Annotated in this window: 19 protein-coding genes and 2 tRNA genes; 8 read left to right on the top strand and 13 right to left on the bottom strand. The window is 56.4% G+C overall.

All coding sequences use genetic code 11. The features are described 5' to 3' along the window. The first annotated feature begins 121 nt into the window (after positions 1-121). Positions 122-1,528, top strand: a complete 1,407-nt coding sequence (locus tag V1599_RS11870) for a DUF1996 domain-containing protein (RefSeq protein WP_395300088.1) — start codon at positions 122-124, stop codon at positions 1,526-1,528. Positions 1,529-1,579: 51 nt separating this feature from the next. Here the strand turns inward: V1599_RS11870 and V1599_RS11875 are convergent, their stop codons facing one another. Further along, a complete protein-coding gene (locus V1599_RS11875; RefSeq protein WP_112009504.1) occupies positions 1,580-1,720 on the bottom strand; it encodes a hypothetical protein in 141 nt (46 codons plus the stop codon). A gap of 125 nt (positions 1,721-1,845) precedes the next feature. Between V1599_RS11875 and V1599_RS11880 the strand changes: the two genes are divergently transcribed. Both V1599_RS11880 and V1599_RS11885 read left to right on the top strand, forming a co-directional pair. After that, complete coding sequence (locus V1599_RS11880; protein ID WP_395300089.1) at positions 1,846-2,628, top strand: MBL fold metallo-hydrolase; 783 nt, start codon at positions 1,846-1,848, stop codon at positions 2,626-2,628. A 72-nt stretch (positions 2,629-2,700) separates the two neighbouring features. Further along, a complete protein-coding gene (locus V1599_RS11885) occupies positions 2,701-3,336 on the top strand; it encodes a carbonic anhydrase (RefSeq protein ID WP_112009506.1) in 636 nt (211 codons plus the stop codon). Positions 3,337-3,361: 25 nt separating this feature from the next. On the opposite strand, the gene V1599_RS11890 is transcribed toward V1599_RS11885, so the two are convergent. From V1599_RS11890 to mdtK, 5 genes are all read right to left on the bottom strand, one after another. Beyond that, entirely contained in the window at positions 3,362-4,957 is a 1,596-nt protein-coding gene (locus V1599_RS11890) for an FAD-NAD(P)-binding protein (protein WP_395300090.1), read from the bottom strand. A 153-nt stretch (positions 4,958-5,110) separates the two neighbouring features. Further along, positions 5,111-5,578, bottom strand: coding sequence for a GNAT family N-acetyltransferase (locus tag V1599_RS11895; protein WP_112009508.1), 468 nt, complete (start codon positions 5,576-5,578; stop codon positions 5,111-5,113). Between the two features lie 141 nt (positions 5,579-5,719). Further along, positions 5,720-5,796: transfer RNA gene (locus tag V1599_RS11900), tRNA-Val, on the bottom strand. Positions 5,797-5,800: 4 nt separating this feature from the next. Further along, a tRNA-Val gene (locus V1599_RS11905) sits at positions 5,801-5,877 on the bottom strand. A gap of 153 nt (positions 5,878-6,030) precedes the next feature. Further along, the gene (mdtK, locus tag V1599_RS11910; RefSeq protein WP_297117590.1) at positions 6,031-7,404 is read right to left on the bottom strand and encodes an MdtK family multidrug efflux MATE transporter; all 1,374 of its coding nucleotides are present in this window, start codon (positions 7,402-7,404) and stop codon (positions 6,031-6,033) included. 224 nt (positions 7,405-7,628) lie between these two features. On the opposite strand from mdtK, the gene V1599_RS11915 reads away from it, so the two are divergent. Beyond that, on the top strand, positions 7,629-8,270 hold the full coding sequence (locus V1599_RS11915; protein ID WP_112009510.1) for a riboflavin synthase subunit alpha: 642 nt from the start codon (positions 7,629-7,631) through the stop codon (positions 8,268-8,270). A 30-nt stretch (positions 8,271-8,300) separates the two neighbouring features. Here the strand turns inward: V1599_RS11915 and cfa are convergent, their stop codons facing one another. Together cfa and punC are read right to left on the bottom strand one after the other, a co-directional pair. Continuing rightward, positions 8,301-9,449 carry a cyclopropane fatty acyl phospholipid synthase gene (cfa, locus tag V1599_RS11920; protein WP_395300091.1) on the bottom strand — a complete coding sequence of 383 codons (1,149 nt, stop codon included), beginning with the start codon at positions 9,447-9,449 and terminating at the stop codon, positions 8,301-8,303. 297 nt (positions 9,450-9,746) lie between these two features. Next, positions 9,747-10,946 carry a purine nucleoside transporter PunC gene (gene punC / locus V1599_RS11925; RefSeq protein WP_112009512.1) on the bottom strand — a complete coding sequence of 400 codons (1,200 nt, stop codon included), beginning with the start codon at positions 10,944-10,946 and terminating at the stop codon, positions 9,747-9,749. Between the two features lie 114 nt (positions 10,947-11,060). Between punC and punR the strand changes: the two genes are divergently transcribed. Beyond that, positions 11,061-11,972, top strand: coding sequence for a DNA-binding transcriptional activator PunR (gene punR / locus V1599_RS11930; RefSeq protein WP_112009513.1), 912 nt, complete (start codon positions 11,061-11,063; stop codon positions 11,970-11,972). A 16-nt stretch (positions 11,973-11,988) separates the two neighbouring features. On the opposite strand, the gene purR is transcribed toward punR, so the two are convergent. Further along, positions 11,989-13,014 carry an HTH-type transcriptional repressor PurR gene (gene purR / locus V1599_RS11935; RefSeq protein WP_112009514.1) on the bottom strand — a complete coding sequence of 342 codons (1,026 nt, stop codon included), beginning with the start codon at positions 13,012-13,014 and terminating at the stop codon, positions 11,989-11,991. Between the two features lie 297 nt (positions 13,015-13,311). Here purR and V1599_RS11940 point away from each other — a divergent pair, with 297 nt between their 5' ends. Together V1599_RS11940 and V1599_RS11945 are read left to right on the top strand one after the other, a co-directional pair. Next, positions 13,312-13,401 (top strand): YnhF family membrane protein, encoded by a 90-nt coding sequence (locus V1599_RS11940; protein WP_112009515.1) that lies wholly within the window; start codon positions 13,312-13,314, stop codon positions 13,399-13,401. A 165-nt stretch (positions 13,402-13,566) separates the two neighbouring features. Then, on the top strand, positions 13,567-14,733 hold the full coding sequence (locus V1599_RS11945) for an MFS transporter (RefSeq protein WP_112009516.1): 1,167 nt from the start codon (positions 13,567-13,569) through the stop codon (positions 14,731-14,733). 37 nt (positions 14,734-14,770) lie between these two features. Here the strand turns inward: V1599_RS11945 and sodB are convergent, their stop codons facing one another. Both sodB and V1599_RS11955 read right to left on the bottom strand, forming a co-directional pair. Beyond that, on the bottom strand, positions 14,771-15,352 hold the full coding sequence (gene sodB, locus V1599_RS11950; RefSeq protein ID WP_297117569.1) for a superoxide dismutase [Fe]: 582 nt from the start codon (positions 15,350-15,352) through the stop codon (positions 14,771-14,773). 121 nt (positions 15,353-15,473) lie between these two features. Beyond that, on the bottom strand, positions 15,474-16,247 hold the full coding sequence (locus V1599_RS11955) for a C40 family peptidase (RefSeq protein WP_395300092.1): 774 nt from the start codon (positions 16,245-16,247) through the stop codon (positions 15,474-15,476). Between the two features lie 337 nt (positions 16,248-16,584). Between V1599_RS11955 and grxD the strand changes: the two genes are divergently transcribed. After that, a complete protein-coding gene (grxD, locus tag V1599_RS11960) occupies positions 16,585-16,932 on the top strand; it encodes a monothiol glutaredoxin 4 (protein ID WP_003832760.1) in 348 nt (115 codons plus the stop codon). A gap of 45 nt (positions 16,933-16,977) precedes the next feature. Here the strand turns inward: grxD and rnt are convergent, their stop codons facing one another. Together rnt and gloA are read right to left on the bottom strand one after the other, a co-directional pair. Continuing rightward, a complete protein-coding gene (rnt, locus tag V1599_RS11965; protein WP_297117560.1) occupies positions 16,978-17,628 on the bottom strand; it encodes a ribonuclease T in 651 nt (216 codons plus the stop codon). Between the two features lie 96 nt (positions 17,629-17,724). Continuing rightward, positions 17,725-18,132 (bottom strand): lactoylglutathione lyase, encoded by a 408-nt coding sequence (gene gloA / locus V1599_RS11970; RefSeq protein WP_112009520.1) that lies wholly within the window; start codon positions 18,130-18,132, stop codon positions 17,725-17,727. Between the last annotated feature and the right edge of the window lie 76 nt (positions 18,133-18,208).

The following is an 18,208-nucleotide window of genomic DNA, read 5'->3' on the forward strand; positions in this document are numbered from 1 at the left end:
CTGGAACGAGTGGTCTGCCGTCGGTGTAAAGTCTTTTTAAACGGAAAATGAGGCAATGAACGACTCGGAGAGTTGATGCGCTTTTGTTACCAATGTGTCCTTTCATATCATGGAGAAAATGATGAAACGGACCATGCTAACTACCGCGCTCGCGTGCCCGGTTTTACTGTTTGCTATGCAGGCGGCACACGCCGCGCCGCAGGCCCACGTGGTGTGCGGCTACTCCCATACCCTCGGCGATGACGCCATCATGATGTATGGCATGCCCAACCATGCCATGCTGCACGACTTCTTTGGCAATGCCCATACCGATGCCGATTCCACCCGGGAAAGCCTGCGCAGGCTTGAACGCACCACCTGCGACAACAAAGCCGACAGCTCCGCCTACTGGGCGCCGTCGCTGCGCCTGCCCGACGGCACGGTGGTAAAACCGGCCTATCAGAAAACCTACTATCAGGCGTCCCACGTGGATACCGCGCCGCTAACGCCTTTCCCGGCCGGGCTGGCGCTGCTGGCGGGGGATCACCACGGGACGGCGCCAAACCCGCATATCACGTTTTTGTGCGCGAACGGCAAAGGCTACACCTCCAAAGTGGGGGAGGTATGCGGGCTGCGTAAAGCAAAAGACGCGGTGCAGTTTAATATCGGCATTCAGTTCCCGAACTGCTGGGACGGCGTTAACCTCAAGCCAGCTCACGGCCTCGCCAACGCTACCTACGACGTTAAAGGCGTATGTCCGGACGCATTTCCGGTGAAAATCCCGACCGTGAATATGAACGTTGCCTACGTGCTGCCGATGATATCGTCGCTGGATACCGGCAAAGCCCAGCTTTCGCTCGATCCGCTGATGCACGGCGACGAACGCGAGGAGCGCTGGGGCAGCCTGTATACGGCGCACGCCGACTTTATGAACGGCTGGACGGAGGATGCGGCCCGGTTTATGACCGACCTGTGCATGAACCGCGGACTGGACTGCGGCACCACCGTGCCTTACGGCTATGAAAAAGCGAAGGCGAACGTCTGGCTAAGCAGCCGGGAACCAGACGCCTCTCACGCGAACGCGCAGAGTCTGCTGGTGGAGGATAACTGGCAAAACGGCGGGCGCACGAAAAACGGTGAAACCCTGTCGCTGGTGAAGTTTAAGATCCCCGCGCTGCCGGCAGGACAGGATCCGTCCCTGTTCAAATATCGCGTGCGCATCTACGGTGGGAAAGTGGAAACGGACGGTGCCGATCAGATCTTCTTCTATCCGGCCAGCAGCGACTGGGACCCGGCCAGCGTGAGCTGGAATGCCCGTCCGGCCTGTAGCTATAAATCCGATGCCGTGCTGTACCTCAACCACAAGCGTGAATACCGGATGGTTGATGTCGATAAGGCCGTGCGCAAGGCGCTGGCGCAGGGGAAAACGGAAATCTCATGGTATATCGGCGGCGATCGCCAGGGGAATCATTATCAGTTCGAGCCGGCCTCATCTCCAGAAGGCCTGATTCTGATGCTGTCTGGGTTCCAAAAGACGCCTGAAATTTAAAGCCAGCAGAGGTGAGACGAAAAAAAAGCACCGGTAACCGGTGCTTTTTCTTTAGATTTTGCAGGCATCGCCGCAGTCGTCGTCGGCGATAACCGCCTGAGCTTTCTTGTCCGCGTCTTCCAGACGTTCCGCGTTACGCTCTTCTGCTTCGTCCAGGCCGCTAAAGACCAGGTTATCGAGATCAATTTCCATAGTACACCCGCTATATTCAGTTTTTGATACCGGCACAGTATAGGGGAAAAAACGGAGACAATGTACCTCGCAGCACATAAGGATAATCCCTGCCATACTCAGTGATTTAGCGCTGAGGAAAGCCGATGATTATTCTGTGTAAAACCTGCGGGGCCTCCTACGACCATCAGCCTGACCGCTGCCCCATTTGCGAGGATGAACGCCAGTACGTTCCGGCCACCGGTCAGGCGTGGACCGATTTTGAAACCGTAACCGCGACCCACGCCAACAAATGGCAACAGCTTGAGCCAGATTTGTTTAGCCTCAAAACCGTGCCCGCGTTTGCCATCAACCAGCGCGCGCTGCTTTTACGCACCCCGAACGGCAACGTGCTGTGGGACTGCATCGCCAACCTGGATGCGGCAACCAAAATGCTGATCGCGGCGCTGGGCGGCATCAGCGCTATCGCCATTTCGCATCCGCACTATTACACCACGCTGCAGGACTGGGCAGACGCGTTCGATGCTCCCGTTTATCTCCACGCCAGCGATCGCGAGTGGGTGATGCGCGAAAGCCCGGCGATCCGCTTCTGGGAGGGCAATGCGCTGGATATCCTGCCTGCGGTAACGCTGCTGCGGCTCGGGGGCCATTTCGCGGGCGGAACGGTGCTTCACTGGCAGAAGGGCGAGGGCGTGCTGCTGGCGGGCGATATTCTGCAGGTGACGCCGGGGAAGGATGCCGTCTCGTTTATGTGGAGCTATCCGAACATGCTCCCGCTGCCCGCGCGCACGGTGGAGCAGGTGACGGCGCGGCTTGAGGGCAGAGCGTACGCGCGTCTCTACGGCGCGTTTGAAGGTCAGAATATCCTCGCGGAGGCTAGCGAGATCGTGCGCCGGTCGGGCCAGAAATATATTGCTTGTATGAAGTAAAGCGTGGTGGGTAAACTTTAAGAGCGTGATCTCGATCATGTCTAAACTAAAACAGATAAAAGAGATATTGCTATGCAACATATCATTGAAGGTTTTCTCAGCTTTCAAAAAGAGATTTTCCCGCAACGTAAAGAGCTCTTCCGCAGCCTGGCGTCCAGCCAGAATCCCAAAGCGTTGTTTATTTCCTGCTCCGACAGCCGCCTGGTTCCAGAGCTGGTGACGCAGCAGGAGCCAGGACAGCTCTTTGTCATTCGCAATGCTGGCAACATCGTGCCGCCTTTCGGGCCTGAGCCGGGCGGCGTTTCCGCAACGATTGAATACGCCGTTGTGGCGCTGGGCGTGACCGATATCGTCATCTGCGGCCACTCTAACTGCGGCGCGATGAAAGCGATCGCTGACGACGCTGACCTGGGCCCGATGCCCGCCGTCTCCCACTGGCTGCGCTACGCCGACGCGGCGAAAGCGGTCGTTGAGAAGAAAGCGTGGGAGAAGCCGATCGACAAAGTGAACGCGATGGTGCAGGAAAACGTATTTGCCCAGCTGAGCAACATTAAAACTCACCCGTCCGTTGCGGTAGGCCTTCGCAACAACGCCATCCGCCTGCACGGCTGGGTATACGACATTGAAAGCGGCGAGATTCGCGCGCTGGACAAAGAGACAAAAACCTTTATCTCCCTGTCTGAAAATCCTGGCGTGTTCTTCGAGTAACGCACGCCGAGGGCAGGGAAGCCCGTCAGCCCTCCACCCACGACAGCTTTCTGCGTGCCCCAGCAGCAGGCTGATGCACTCCTTTCGCGATAGCGTCCCCTATCTCCGCGCATTCGATGATCCCCTGTACGAAGGGGTGGTCGTGCATGAGCCACGGAATGGCACCAAATGCAATGCGTCCACGAATCGATTCGGGGCTTCTCAACGTATAGTCTGCGCTGACGTCCGGTATGTCATCGCCCGTTTCCATCAGCTGTTTGCGCAGCGTGGGGAAAGGCAGATCTTTCGTTTTAAGCGGCTTCTGCCCGCGGGCGTCGATAAAAACGTCGAAGCGCATGGTGTGGCCGTGATGGGTGATTACCGTTTGACCGCTGCCGATGTCCATATCATAGTCGTCCCCCAGGGCGGCGACGCTCACGATGCCCGCCTCGCGTAGCGCCAGCAGTCGGCGAATAGACTGCGGTGGGATCGCTGCATAGTTATCAATAAACACGCGCGCCAGCCCCGCCTGGAACCGCGCCCTGTCGCGCTCGTTCAGCGCAGGGACAATCTCTGATACCACGTCGTGCAGCCGAAGCACGGCGTAGCGCCACGCCACCGTGCGCCGCTCGCGCTTGTTGCGCTCGACCTCTTTCAGGTTCTCTTCTGCCCAGGTAAACGGGCCGTGCCGTTTGCGATCCTCGTACCAGGCCTCCAGCAGGTTGTCCGCATTCAGGTCGTGCAGCGAGATCGCCTGACACCACTCGGGGTCGGCCAGCTCCAGCTCTTTCACCATCAGTGCAAAAACGCGATCGAGGAGCCCGTCTGCGCCTTTGGCGATTTCAGACTCGACGGCAGATTCAGTCAAAATCGAGAGCGGCTCATAGGGGATAGGACAGTAAAAATCCGCCTCAGGCAGAATTCCCGTTCGGGACATCAGGACGATACGTAACGCTTCGCTGCCTTTATCAAGAATAAACTGTTGGTCAGCGAAATGACCGTGCTGCATCACCACCGCCATCGCGGCATCCAGCCCGCTCAGGGAGGTGCCCATAATGCCGACGCGGCAGGCGGGGATGCGCGCGTCCATCAGCCCGGACCAGGGGCTTGGAAAGAAGCTGCGCGTGGCTTCATCTTCATCCGGCCAGACGTGCCCCGTGGCGACGACAACCCGGTCAAACCGCGCAGGATGCGGCTTACCGTTGACCGAGAGCATTACGCCTTCTGGCGCCGCGTCAATGTCGGTGACCCGAGCGGATTCATGGACATTGACCTCAAACCCCTGCGTTTTGGCTTCTTTAACAAGGGTTAAAAAGCCGTCGCGAAAGTATTCTCCCAGCAGCAGCCGCGGCAAAAACTGGCGATCGTGCAGGCTGGCTTTATCGACCTTGAAGCGCGCGAGATGGGCTTGGTCCTGGCGCCTGAGCCAGTCAAGGTACGTGATGAACAGTGGGGGTATTTCAATACTGGCAATATTGGCCAGCATAAAGCGCGCGTTTTCATCATCGCTGTAGGGCATGCCCACGCCGGCTTCGTCAGCCTGTTCAAAAACGGAAACGGCCAGAGGGATTTTAGTTTTCAGAAGGGAATAAAAGGTGTAAATCCCGGTCGGGCCGGAGCCGATAATGGCGATTTTCTTCATCGACAGTCTCCCTGCATTTTTTTCCATACGATAAGCGTAGCAGGTGACGGCTTCAGGGTTTGGAATGCGGGGAGAATTCGGATATTAATGAGAGGACCGACGCGAACGGTGAGCGCCAGTCTGCTGGCGCTTATTATCCTGTTGAGGTTTATCTTACGCCTGCAGCGCTTTTGTGAAGATCACTTTATCTTCATTAGGAGCATAGTAGTGACGTATTCTCGCCTCATTGATAAAACCTTGCTTACCGTAAAACGCGCGGGCCGCGCTAAAATCGTCAAGGCTGGAGGTCTCAACCAGCAGCAGCCTTGCCTGCTTATTTCTCAATTCCTTTTCAACCTCGTCGATCAGGGCCTGTCCGATGCCCTGGCGCTGGCGGGAAGGGCAGATCCATAGCATCAGTAAGTTCCAGACGCTGTTGGTCATCACTTCGGGGGCGCAATAGGCAACACCCACCAGACCTTGCTGGTCTGCGCTAAACCATATTTCATCCGATTTACCAGAAAAGTAGGTATCAAGCGTGTCCTGCACATGCAAGAGCCCTTCACGATCGAACTGTCCGCTCGCTTCTAACATCGCGAGTAAGGGTTCTGAATCGGAGGGAGTGGTGGGGCGAATAAGCATAGAAATTCCTTTTTTACGCTGGAGATCGAAAGCTCACGGCTTGAGTGATTAATGAATGTATAAGCAGAAATCGCAAGACGCGTGGTTGTTTTAATGAATTTTCGTATTGAAAATAGGAAGGAATACAGAGAAGAAATAGAATGGTGCGTCTGAATGGACTCGAACCATCGACCCCCACCATGTCAAGGTGGTGCTCTAACCAACTGAGCTACAGACGCAAAATGGTGCGTTCAATTGGACTCGAACCAACGACCCCCACCATGTCAAGGTGGTGCTCTAACCAACTGAGCTATGAACGCAACGTGTTGTCGGCGACAACGGGGACGAATATTAGCGGCACAGCCCGGCTGAGGCAAGAGGGAAAATGCAATTTTCTCTCTGATTTCACGCGATTGCTTCATTACCGCGCAAAGTGTAGAGAAAGTAGCCGCCAGCAGACGGCTACCGCCTGATTAACGCGCAGCGCGCTGCAAAATCACCGTGGACGGCTGACGCTGCAGGAAGCGCATCCGCAGCATCATCATGATGGCCGCCGAGGTCAGGCCGATGATAAAGCCCATCCAGAATCCGGCCGGCCCCATGCGGTCCACCACCAGATCGGTCAGCGCCAGCACGTAGCCCGTCGGCAGGCCGAGCACCCAGTAGGCGATGAAGGTGATAAAGAAGATGGAGCGCGTATCTTTATACCCGCGCAGCACGCCGCTGCCGATGACCTGGATAGAGTCCGATATCTGGTAGACCGCCGCCAGCAGCATCAGGTGAGACGCAAGCAATACCACCTGCGGATTGTCGTTGTAGAGCAGGGCGATTTGCTCGCGTAGCGTAACGGTAAATAGCGCCGTGCAGACGGCCATGCACACCCCGACGCCCAGCCCGGTCCGCGCGGCGGTTTGCGCATCCAGCGTGGAGCCCTGTCCCAGGCGGAAGCCCACCCGGATCGTCACCGCGGCGGCCAGCGACATCGGCAGAACGAACATCAGCGAGCTGAAGTTGAGTGCAATCTGGTGTCCGGCCACGTCAATAATCCCCAGCGGGGAGACGAGCAGTGCCACCACGGCAAACAGCGTTACTTCAAAAAACAGCGCCAGCGCAATGGGCAGGCCGAGCTGGATGAGCCGCGTCATCACGTTCCAGTCCGGCGTGCTGAATCTCGTCGCGTTGCGAATATCGCGCATTGATCGCGCGCGCTTCACGAACGTAATCATGCTGAAGAACATCACCCAGTAAACCGCTGCCGTTGCCACGCCACAGCCTACGCCGCCCAGCTCCGGCATGCCGAAGTGGCCATAGATAAAGACGTAGTTTACCGGAATGTTGACCAGCAGGCCGATAAAGCCCATCACCATGCCCGGCTTGGTTTTCGCCAGCCCCTCGCACTGGTTACGCGCGACCTGGAAAAAGAGGTAGCCCGGGGCGCCCCAGAGCAGCGCGCGAAGATAGCCGACGGCTTTGTCGGCCAGGGCAGGATCGATGTTGTGCATCGCGCGGATGATGTGGCCCGCGTTCCACAGCACGACCATGATCAGAATCGACACAAAACCCGCGAGCCAAAAGCCCTGGCGAACCTGATGGGCGATGCGATCGCGACGGCCAGAACCGTTAAGCTGCGCGATGACCGGGGTAAGGGCCAGCAGCAGGCCGTGACCGAACAGGATCGCTGGCAGCCAGATAGAGGTACCAATCGCGACGGCGGCCATATCAGTGGCGCTATAGCCACCCGCCATCACCGTATCCACAAATCCCATTGCGGTCTGAGCGACCTGCGCGACGATCACGGGTATCGCCAGTGCCAATAATTGACGCGCTTCAATCATGTACTTCTGCACGTGAACACCTTTGTATTGTTGTTATTTGAGAGACAAAAAAGCCGCCGAAACTGGCAGCAAGAAGAAAATGAAGGGAGATGCCAGCTATTGTAGCGGGGTTTAACTAATTATCTAGTGAAAAAATCGCCAGAAAATGCGCTTCGCTGGCAACCTCTTTTTCCAACTGTTATTGTGGTGAGATTAAACGGTGTCGCCACCGTAAGAAATGAACAGGAGCTGTAGGCATGTTTACTGGTATTGTGCAGGGCACTGCGAAAGTGGTGTCTATTGATGAAAAACCTAATTTTCGTACCCACGTGGTCGAGCTTCCGGAATATATGCTGGACGGCATTGAAACCGGTGCCTCGATTGCGCATAACGGCTGTTGCCTGACGGTGACCGAAATAAACGGCAATCAGATTAGCTTCGATTTAATGAAAGAGACGCTGCGCATCACCAACCTCGGCGAGCTGGCGGTGGGTGACGTTGTCAACGTTGAGCGCGCGGCGAAATTCAGCGATGAGATTGGCGGGCATTTGATGTCCGGCCATATTATGACTACCGCTGAGGTAGCGAAGATTGTGACCTCAGAAAATAACCGCCAAATCTGGTTTAAAGTGCAGGACCCGGCGCTCATGAAATACATCCTGTATAAAGGATTTATTGGCATTGATGGGATTAGCCTGACGGTCGGTGAAGTGACGCCAACGCGTTTTTGCGTACATCTGATCCCCGAAACGCTGCAGCGCACGACGCTGGGCGCGAAAAAACTGGGCCATCGGGTAAATATTGAAATCGATCCGCAAACCCAGGCGGTGGTTGATACCGTTGAGCGCGTGCTGGCCGCAAAAGAGGCGGCGATAATAAAAGCGGCAGAAGACGAATAAAAATAACCCCGGCGAGCCGGGGTTATTTTTTTATCGCGCGACGCGAAGCCCGTTCTCAATTCCGCGGCTAAACACCACCTGCCAGAGCTGAATATCGCGCGCGCGGAAAGCACCCGCGCAGGCGTTCAGATAATAGGTGAACATCCGTTTAAAGCGTTCGGAATAGTTGTCGGCAATGTCCGGCCACGCGGCCAGGAAGCGTGCGTACCAGGCCATCAGCGTGGTGTCATAATCCGCACCGAAATTATGCCAGTCTTCGACAATGAAATGCGGCTCGCTGGCGTTCGCAATATGGCGGACCGACGGCAAACAGCCGTTCGGGAATATGTACTTATTGATCCACGGATCGACGTTATTGTCGGTCCGCTTTGAGCCGATGGTGTGGAGCAGGAAGATGCCGTCCGGCTTGAGGTTACGGTCGGCAACGGTGAAATAGGTATCATAATTTTTCGGCCCTACATGCTCGAACATCCCGACGGAAACAATGCGATCGAACTGCTCGTTAAGGTCGCGATAGTCCTGAAGGCGAATATCCACGTCCAGATCCTGGCACCGTTCCTGCGCCATTTTCCGCTGTTCAGCAGAGATGGTCACGCCTACAACGCTCACGCCATAGTGTTTCGCCATAAACCAGGCAAGCCCGCCCCAGCCGCAGCCGATATCCAGCACGCGCATGCCGGGCTGGAGCTGCAGTTTTTCGCTGATCAAACGGAGCTTATCCTGTTGGGCCTCTTCCAGGGTGGTGGCCTTTTTCCAGTAGCCGCAGGAGTATTGCATCAGCGGGTCCAGCATGCGGCTAAACAGATCGTTGCCGAGATCGTAATGCTCTTTGCCAACGATCCACGCGCGCTTCTTGCTTTGCAGGTTGAACAAGCGCGCAGATGCGATGCGCAGCGTGTCTTTGAGATGATGCGGAAGCTGTTTTTCCAGCCCCGCGCGCAGCACGCTGGTGAAGAACACGTCCAGGCGCTCGCACTCCCACCAGCCGTCCATATAGCTTTCGCCCAGGCCAAGAGACCCTTCCTGCAGCACGCGTTTAAAAAAATCGGGATGTTTGACCTGTGGGTCCGCAGGAGACGGTCCGTTAATCGTAATGCCGGCTCGACCCAACAGTTCACTGACGATCCGGGACCAGTTATCGTCCGGAACGCTGACTTCTTCTATACACGATGAACTCATAGCTTCTCCATCACCTTGCTGTGATCAGAACCTTCAAACAGCGTAGACGCTTTTTATGGTTTGTGAGAAATCTCACGGTTAATCCCGCGAGGCTAGTATCCGACGTAGAACAGAGGAAGGGAGATAGCCCTTGCCGAAAAGCCTTCCATGGTAAAACGGGAGCACTCCGGCTCCCGTTAACGCTTAATATTTATCGTGTTTATTGAACCAAATTTAGTATAGGCCTCAAAAATGGCTGATTCAATATAAAATTCTTAGCAACCTAATCACTGATGCTTAACATAATTACGGCCGCGACTAGGCATGCGAACGCTCAGCTTCGCTGCGCTCATCCTGAACGGTTTGCGCTGAAGATTGCATCCGGTAGCCCACGCCAGCCAGAAGAACCGTTGCCAGCATCACGCTGGTGGTGGTCAGCAGCGGCGTAGCAATCAGCGCGGAGACCACGAGGCTTGCCAGGAAGCACAGGCCCAGCTGCAGGGTGTTTTGCAATGCGGCTGCGCGACCCGTAGCATGAGGGAACGGGCGCAATGCCTGGGCCACCACGATAGGGTAAATGGCGCCGTTAGCGACCGCCATAACGCAGAACGGAATCAAAATTTCTGCCAGCCCCGCCCCGGGGATAAAGCCTACTGCCCAGGTTCCAACGACGCTAAGGGCGTACAGCACCAGCAGCCACGGCAGCATCTGCTGGCCTTCCCATTTTTGCAGCGCGGCGCGACAGCCGTAGCCGCCGACCAGGAAAGCGATGGTCTGTGGGACATAGCTTAGGCCAATCGCCGCTGGGCTATAGCCCATATCGTGCAGAATAAACGGCGAGCCGGTCAGCCAGGCAAAGAAGCTTGCGGAGCAGGCGGCGTAGATCAGTACGTTGCCGCGGTAAGCTTTGGCCTTCAGCAGGGAGATGAAGGTGATCGGCTTCGCGTCAGCGTGCTCTATTTTTTTATGCGCGGGCTTAAGCGCGAAGGCGGGCAGCATCAGTACCAGCGTAATCGCAAACAGCGTGGCAAAAATCGCCTGCCAGTCAAAATGCGCCAGGATCCAGCTGCCCAGCAGCGGGGCCAGGGCAGGCGAAAGGCCAACCAGCGGCATGATGGTGGCAAAAATTCGGTTCGTGCGCGACGCTGGATAGTAATCGGTCACCAGCGCCTGCCAGGTCACCGCCGCGGCGCAAACGCCCACCGCCTGAATGAAGCGAAGCACCAGCAGCCAGGCGGCATCGCGCACCCACAGCATGCCCAAACAGCCGACGGCGAAAATGGCCAGGCCGAGCAGCAGAACCGGCTTGCGGCCAAAGCGGTCGGAGAGGGGCCCCCACAGCAGCTGTGCGAAGGCAAAGCCTGCCAGGAACAGGCTCAGGCTCGCGCTGATGGCGGCAGCAGGCGTTTGCAGATCTTCCTGCATGGCGGCAAACGCGGGCAAATACATGTCGGTCGCTAAAAAGCCCAGCACGCTCAGGCCGCCGAGCCAGACTAAAAATCCTTTCCTGGGTTGCACTCTTTTTTCTCCTCAAGGAGGCAGGTATACGGTGGCGAAGAGTGTAGGGAGTGCAAAGCAGCTTGTGAAACGCTAATATTTGGCTGTTGCAATCAAAAATTTTGCAGGCAGAAAATGTGGTCAGATTATTCTCTTGAAGTGATTGATGCCGTTGCGCGCAACGGCAGCTTTAGCGGTGCCGCACAGGAGCTGCATCGCGTCCCCTCGGCGATAAGCTATACGGTTCGGCAGCTGGAGGAGTGGCTCGCCGTTCCGCTCTTTGAGCGACGGCATCGGGATGTGGAACTGACGCCAGCTGGGGCGTGGTTTTTGAAAGAAGGGCGTTCTGTTATCAAAAAAATGCAGATCACCCGCGAACAGTGCCAGCAGATTGCCAACGGCTGGCGCGGGCATCTCTCCATCGCCGTAGATAACATCGTCAGGCCGGAGCGCACGCGGCAGATGATCGTCGATTTCTACCGTCACTTCTCGGACGTCGAGCTTAGGGTATCGCAGGAGGTGTTCAACGGCGTATGGGACGCGCTGGCGGACGGCAGGGTAGAGATGGCTATCGGCGCGACCCAGGCAATCCCCGTGGGCGGGCGCTACGCCTTTCGGGACATGGGCATGCTGAGCTGGATCTGCGTGGTCGCGCGCCATCATCCGCTGGCGGCGATGGAAGGACCGCTGAGCGATGACGCGTTGCGCAACTGGCCGTCGCTGGTGCTGGAAGATACGTCGCGATCGCTGCCCAAGCGTATTACCTGGCTGCTGGACAACCAGCGGCGCGTGGTGGCGCCCGACTGGGACTCTTCAGCAACCTGCCTGAGCGCGGGGCTGTGCGTGGGCATGGTGCCCGTCCACTTTGCGCGTCCGCGAATTGACGCCGGAGAGTGGGTTGCCCTGGCGCTGGAAAATCCCTTTCCTGACGCGGCGTGCTGCCTGACCTGGCAGCAAAATGACGTCTCGCCCGCCATGGCCTGGCTGCTGGAGTATCTGGGAGATAGCGAAACGCTGAACAGGGAGTGGCTGAGGGAGCCAGCGTAGCTGGCCCCGAAGAGAATTAACGGCGGTAGTCGCGGAAAGGACCGTCCGCAACGGAGCGGCGCTCAATCAGGCGAGGGTGAACCTCAATGGACTGCGACTCTTCGCGCTTGCTGACGATCCTGTCCATCAGCATGTTAAACGCCGTTTCGCCCAGCGAGTCTTTCGGCTGGTGAATGGTCGTCAGCGCCGGGGTGAAGAAGCGCGCGTTGCGCACGTTGTCATACCCGATCACCGAAATGTCCTGCGGCACGCGCAGGCCGAGCTCGTCTGCCGCACAGAGCGCGCCCATCGCCATGATGTCGCCGCCGCAGAAGACGGCGGTAGGACGGTGCTGCTGGGAGACGATCTGCTGCATCGCGCGGTAGCCGGATTCCGGCTCAAAGTCGCCCTGAACTATCCAGTTTTCCGGCACGTTAATCAGCGCTTCTTCCATGGCTTTCATGAACCCGGCCAGGCGTCCCGCGCCGGTGTTGCGCTCCAGCGGGCCCGGGATGACGCCGATATCGCGGTGGCCGCGCTCGATCAAATAGCGCCCTGCCATATAGCCGCCTTCAAAGGCGTTATCGATAACCGAGTCGGTGAAATCGGCACGCGCTTCGCCCCAGTCCATGACCACCATCGGAATATGGCGATACTCTTCCAGCATGGAGAGAACGGACTCCGGGTACTCGGAGCACATGACCAGCAGGCCATCTACGCGCTTTTGCGCCATCATCGACAGATAGGCGCGCTGTTTTTCAATGTTGTTCCACGCGTTGCCCAGAATCAGGGTATAGCCTTTCTGGAAGCAGTTTTTCTCAACGGCTTCAATAATTTCGGCAAAGTAGGCCGCTTCGCTGCTGGTCGCCAACAGGCCGATAGACTTGGTGTGATTAACCTTCAGGCTGCGCGCAACCGCACTCGGTGAGTAGTGCAGTTCTTTGATCGCGGCCCAGACGGCGTTGCGCGTCTCTTCCGCCACGAAGCGGGTTTTGTTAATAACATGTGATACGGTTGTAGTGGAAACGTTTGCGCGTTTTGCTACGTCTTTAATTGTTGCCATTAAATGTCACTCCAGACCCTATCCTAATATCCTGAAAAATGGGGAGGTAAACGTTTGCCTTCTCTCACCCTTATTACGCAATGTTGAATTGCGACACGCCGGGAAAACGACACAGGACGTCAGGAGGGGGTCAATGGCCGGTACGCTAATAAATTTAGCGTGGAATTTTGTCCTATCTTGAGGAAAAGGGGAAGAGCAAAAGTGGTTATCGTTATAAATCCGGGAAGATTTTTGACGCAAACTGTGCAAAAATGAGCAAGCTCACTTTCCGTGTGGGGATTAAAAGGAGAAAAATTGATGAGTTCCGATCTTAAGTTTTCGCTGATGACCACCGTTATTGTGCTGGCGCTGATTGTTGCCGGCGGGCTGACGGCTGCACTGCACTGATTTTGACGGGGGGAGAGTCCTCTCCCTCCTGCTCGTCTCTAGATTGTTACTTCTGTGGCAAAAATCTTTTGCTAAATTGTTAACTTCTCATTTTTTGTGATTGATGTCATGCTTTTGACTTCTTTGTTCTGTGTCGTGCTATGACGCGGCATTCGGAGTAAGCGCATGAAAATCAATTTTCCCCTGCTGGCCCTCGCCATTGGCGCGTTTGGGATCGGCACCACTGAATTCTCCCCGATGGGGCTCTTACCCGTTATCGCCCGGGGCGTGGACGTCTCGATCCCGGCGGCGGGGATGCTGATTAGCGCCTACGCGATCGGCGTGATGGTCGGGGCTCCGCTGATGACGCTGCTGCTTTCCCATCGCGGGCGCCGCAACGCGCTGATTTTCCTGATGGCTATCTTCACTCTCGGCAACGTGCTGTCGGCGATTGCACCCGATTACACCACGCTGATGCTGTCGCGTATTCTGACGAGCCTTAACCACGGCGCGTTCTTCGGCCTGGGCTCCGTTGTAGCCGCAAGCGTTGTGCCTAAGCACAAGCAGGCCAGCGCGGTCGCCACCATGTTTATGGGGCTGACGATTGCGAACATTGGCGGCGTACCGGCTGCGACATGGCTCGGTGAGGCGATTGGCTGGCGGATGTCCTTCTTAGCGACGGCCGGACTGGGCGTGGTCGCCATGGTGGCGCTGTTCTTCTCGCTGCCGAAGGGCGGTGCGGGCGAGCGGCCAGAGGTGCGCAAAGAGCTGTCGGTACTAGCGCGCCCGCAGGTGCTTTCCGCGCTGCTCACCACGGTGCTGGGCGCGGGCGCCATGTTCACGCTTTACACCTATATTGCCCCCGTCCTGCACGATATCACCCGTGCGACGCCGGCGTTTGTCACGGCTATGCTGGTGCTGATCGGCGTGGGCTTTTCCATCGGCAACTATCTCGGCGGCAGGCTTGCCGACCGTTCGGTCAGCGGAACCCTGAAGGGTTTTTTAACTCTGCTGATTGCCATCATGGTGGCCATACCGTGGCTTGCGCAAAGCCAGGCGGGTGCCGCCGTGGCAATGGTCGTTTGGGGAGCCGCGACCTTTGCGGTCGTTCCGCCGCTGCAGATGCGCGTGATGCGCGTTGCGCACGAGGCGCCGGGGCTGTCGTCTTCGGTGAATATCGGGGCGTTTAACCTGGGGAATGCGCTAGGTGCCGCAGCGGGAGGGGCGGTGATTTCAGGTGGTCTGGGATACGGCTTTGTGCCGGTGATGGGCGCTATCATCGCGGCCCTGGGGCTGCTGCTGGTGCTGATGTCCGGTCGTAAACAGCCGGAAACGGCCTGCGCCGTAGATTAAATAAAAACGCAGAAGGGCGGTCCCTTCTGCGTGTGACTTATGCGGCGAAGTTCTTCGCGACAAATTCCCAGTTTACCAGCGCCCAGAAGTGCTCCAGGTAGTTCGGACGGGCGTTACGGTAATCGATATAGTACGCGTGCTCCCACACGTCCACGGTCATCAGCGGCGCTGCGCTGGTGGTCAGCGGCGTACCGGCGTTCGAAGTCGATACGATAGCCAGCTTGCCATCCGCCTCTTTTACCAGCCAGGTCCATCCGGAACCGAAGTTTTTCACTGCGGCATCGGTAAACTTCGCTTTGAACTCTGCGAAGCTGCCAAATGACGCATTGATAGCGCTCGCCAGCTCGCCGGTCGGTTCTCCGCCTGCGTTCGGTGCCAGGCAGTGCCAGTAGAAGGTGTGGTTCCATACCTGCGCGGCGTTATTGAAAATACCGCCTTCTGAGCTGCGCACGATCTCTTCCAGCGTTTTGCCTTCAAAGTCGGTGCCCTTAATCAGGTTATTCAGGTTGGTGACGTAGGTCTGGTGGTGTTTGCCGTAGTGGTATTCCAGGGTCTCCGCGGAAATGTGCGGGGCCAGGGCGTCTTTTGCATATGGTAGTGCAGGTAATTCGAACGACATTGCTACTCTCCTTATTGTATTTACGTTGCCAATAGCCTTACAGACAACAGGGATAGAGTAGCAAATTGAAAGGGTATGCAAAAGAGGAACTTACCCTGCCGCCGGAGCGGCAGGGCAGGGTTTAGCGGATCGTTTTCGGCGTCATAACGCGGCGTGCGCCGACGTAGTGGCGGACCCAATACTCTTCGCTAAGCGAGGTAATCTGAATGTCGCGCCCGCTGCGCGGTGACTGAATAAACTTACCGTTGCCGACGTAGACGCCAACGTGGTCAGCCGTGCCGCGTCCCTGGGTGCGGAAGAAGACCAGATCGCCGTTTTCCAGTTCGCCGCGGTTAACCGGAGATGCGTCGCGCAGGTGGTACATTTCATTCGCCGTGCGCGGAATGCGGAACTTCACCAAATCTTTATAGGCATAATAGACCAGGCCGCTGCAGTCAAAGCCGGTGCGCGGAGAGGTCCCCCCCCAGCGGTACGGTTTGCCGATTTGCCCCATCAGCTTATTCATCGCCGTTTTTTGCGCTTTCTGCATGCGAACCTTGTGTATGTCGGCCAGCTTCGCGGATTTAACGCATTTTGTTTTACGCCCTTTACGGACGGTACATTTTTCCGTGGTGAGGTTGGCGGCGGTTTTTTGCGCTTTAAGCTTGCTTGATTGGGCTGTTCGGGAGGATTTGACGCTGGTCTTGCTGGATGCGGTTTGCTTTGTTTGCGTGCTGTTTTTTTTCTTTGCCGTTTTGCTGCTGGTTTTTTTCTTACGTTCGGTGCTTTTCGCCAGATGCGTTTTTTGTACGACAGAATGCCGCGCCTGCTGAGATGCGTTCGCCGCTGGCGTGAGAGAAAGAGTGGTAAACAGTAAAGCACAGAGCGTGATCGAGATTTTATTTATCCGCGCCACTGGGCAGTCCCCTGGTAAATGCAGGCTTTCTATAATACCCGCGTGTGATTTACAAAACCTGTCGATTCTAATCTATATAAAGCAGATAAGTTAATAGCATTTTTCAATCTAAAAATGTGTTTCGTTAGCAAGTGCAAAAAAATTCACCGTTCTGTCGCACTATTGGTCACTCCCTAAGCAAAACCTTATAGGGAATAGGGTTAAGCTACATTTCCAATGCAACTTATAGCCGCACGCGTTAAAATATATAACGTGACTAAAATGTTATTTTCCGATGTCTGCCTGAACCGCTACAATGTCAGACGATTGCCGTAACAGAAGTTTAAGGAAGCAAGATATGAGCACCACTATTGAAAAAATTCAGCGCCAGATCGCTGAAAACCCGATTCTCCTGTACATGAAAGGTTCTCCGAAGCTGCCAAGCTGCGGTTTCTCTGCACAAGCGGTTCAGGCGCTCTCTGCCTGTGGCGAGCGTTTTGCTTATGTTGATATCCTGCAAAACCCGGATATCCGCGCCGAGCTGCCAAAATACGCAAACTGGCCGACGTTCCCGCAGCTGTGGGTTGACGGCGAGCTGGTTGGCGGCTGCGACATCCTGATTGAAATGTATCAGCGTGGCGAACTGCAGCAGCTGATCAAAGAGACCGCGGCTAAGTACAAAACCGAAGAGCCGGACGCAGAATAATTTTCTGCTCAAATAAAAAAGCGACCTGAAAAGGTCGCTTTTTTTTTATTCCTCGCTGTCGCCCATCGGCAGCGGCCAGCCGCCCAGGCGCTTCCAGCGATTGACTATCTCACAGAACAGCTCGGCGGTGCGCTCGGTGTCGTAGAGCGCCGAGTGCGCCTGCGTGCCGTCAAACTCGATGCCCGCCGTAATGCAGGCCTTGGACAGGACCGTCTGTCCCAGCGCCAGCCCGCTGAGCGCGGCGGTATCGAAGGTCACAAACGGATGGAAGGGGTTACGTTTCAGGGACGCGCGCTCGGCGGCGGCCATCGTAAAGCTGTGGTCGAAGGTCGCATTGTGGGCCACCATGATGGCGCGGCTACAGTCGTTGTCCTTCATGCCCTTACGCACCATTTTGAAGATGGCGTGAAGCGCGTCATATTCGCTCACCGCGCCGCGAAGCGGGTTTTTCGGATCGATACCGTTAAACGCCAGCGCTTCCGGCTGCAGGTTTGCGCCTTCAAAAGGTTCTACGTGAAAATGCATCGTGGTGTCCGGTGTAAGCCAGCCCTGTTCATCCATCTTCAGCGTGATGGCGGCAATCTCAAGCAGCGCATCGGTTTTAGCGTTAAATCCGGCTGTTTCTACATCAATAACAACGGGATAAAAACCACGAAAACGGTCGCACAGACCGGTAAGTTGAGCGTTATCGGACATCAGGGTCTCTTACAAGGGGAAAAAAGCAGTGCGTATTATGGCAAATTTTAACAGGGGATGCAGTAAAACTACGGGCGCATAGCGCGCCCTGCGGGATCAGTTGCCCAGACCGCGACCGGCGTCTTTGGCTTCAATCAGCTCGATTTTGTAACCGTCCGGATCTTCAACGAAGGCAATGACGGTGGTGCCGCCCTTAACCGGACCGGCTTCGCGGGTCACGTTGCCGCCGTTGCTGCGGATGCGCTCGCACGCCTCGGCAGCGTTGTCCACTTCAAGCGCAATATGGCCGTACGCGGTGCCCAGCTCGTATTTATCTACGCCCCAGTTATAGGTCAGCTCGATAACCGCTTCCTCGCTTTCCGGGCCGTAGCCCACGAACGCCAGCGAATATTTGTATTCCGGGTTTTCGCTGGTACGCAGCAGCTTCATGCCCAGCACGTTGGTGTAGAACTCGATGGAACGTTGCAGGTCGCCAACGCGCAGCATGGTGTGAAGTAGGCGCATAATTTCCTCTTAACCAGTGGAATGGATTAACTTTTTTAACAGAAACGATGTTTGAGTATAGCGGCGAAACGTCGCC

It is taken from the genome of Enterobacter sp. ECC-175, from assembly GCF_043968675.1.
Taxonomy (GTDB): Bacteria; Pseudomonadota; Gammaproteobacteria; order Enterobacterales; family Enterobacteriaceae; genus Enterobacter.

Coding starts and splice junctions, on each gene's coding strand:
- V1599_RS11940 (WP_112009515.1), top strand. CDS start 13,312: ATGAGTTCCGATCTTAAGTTTTCGCTGATGACCACCGTTATTGTGCTG.
- V1599_RS11890 (WP_395300090.1), bottom strand. CDS start 4,957: ATGAAGAAAATCGCCATTATCGGCTCCGGCCCGACCGGGATTTACACC.
- rnt (WP_297117560.1), bottom strand. CDS start 17,628: ATGTCCGATAACGCTCAACTTACCGGTCTGTGCGACCGTTTTCGTGGT.
- V1599_RS11870 (WP_395300088.1), top strand. CDS start 122: ATGAAACGGACCATGCTAACTACCGCGCTCGCGTGCCCGGTTTTACTG.
- gloA (WP_112009520.1), bottom strand. CDS start 18,132: ATGCGCCTACTTCACACCATGCTGCGCGTTGGCGACCTGCAACGTTCC.
- punR (WP_112009513.1), top strand. CDS start 11,061: ATGTGGTCAGATTATTCTCTTGAAGTGATTGATGCCGTTGCGCGCAAC.
- purR (WP_112009514.1), bottom strand. CDS start 13,014: ATGGCAACAATTAAAGACGTAGCAAAACGCGCAAACGTTTCCACTACA.
- V1599_RS11945 (WP_112009516.1), top strand. CDS start 13,567: ATGAAAATCAATTTTCCCCTGCTGGCCCTCGCCATTGGCGCGTTTGGG.
- cfa (WP_395300091.1), bottom strand. CDS start 9,449: ATGAGTTCATCGTGTATAGAAGAAGTCAGCGTTCCGGACGATAACTGG.
- V1599_RS11885 (WP_112009506.1), top strand. CDS start 2,701: ATGCAACATATCATTGAAGGTTTTCTCAGCTTTCAAAAAGAGATTTTC.
- V1599_RS11895 (WP_112009508.1), bottom strand. CDS start 5,578: ATGCTTATTCGCCCCACCACTCCCTCCGATTCAGAACCCTTACTCGCG.
- grxD (WP_003832760.1), top strand. CDS start 16,585: ATGAGCACCACTATTGAAAAAATTCAGCGCCAGATCGCTGAAAACCCG.
- V1599_RS11915 (WP_112009510.1), top strand. CDS start 7,629: ATGTTTACTGGTATTGTGCAGGGCACTGCGAAAGTGGTGTCTATTGAT.
- sodB (WP_297117569.1), bottom strand. CDS start 15,352: ATGTCGTTCGAATTACCTGCACTACCATATGCAAAAGACGCCCTGGCC.
- V1599_RS11875 (WP_112009504.1), bottom strand. CDS start 1,720: ATGGAAATTGATCTCGATAACCTGGTCTTTAGCGGCCTGGACGAAGCA.
- V1599_RS11880 (WP_395300089.1), top strand. CDS start 1,846: ATGATTATTCTGTGTAAAACCTGCGGGGCCTCCTACGACCATCAGCCT.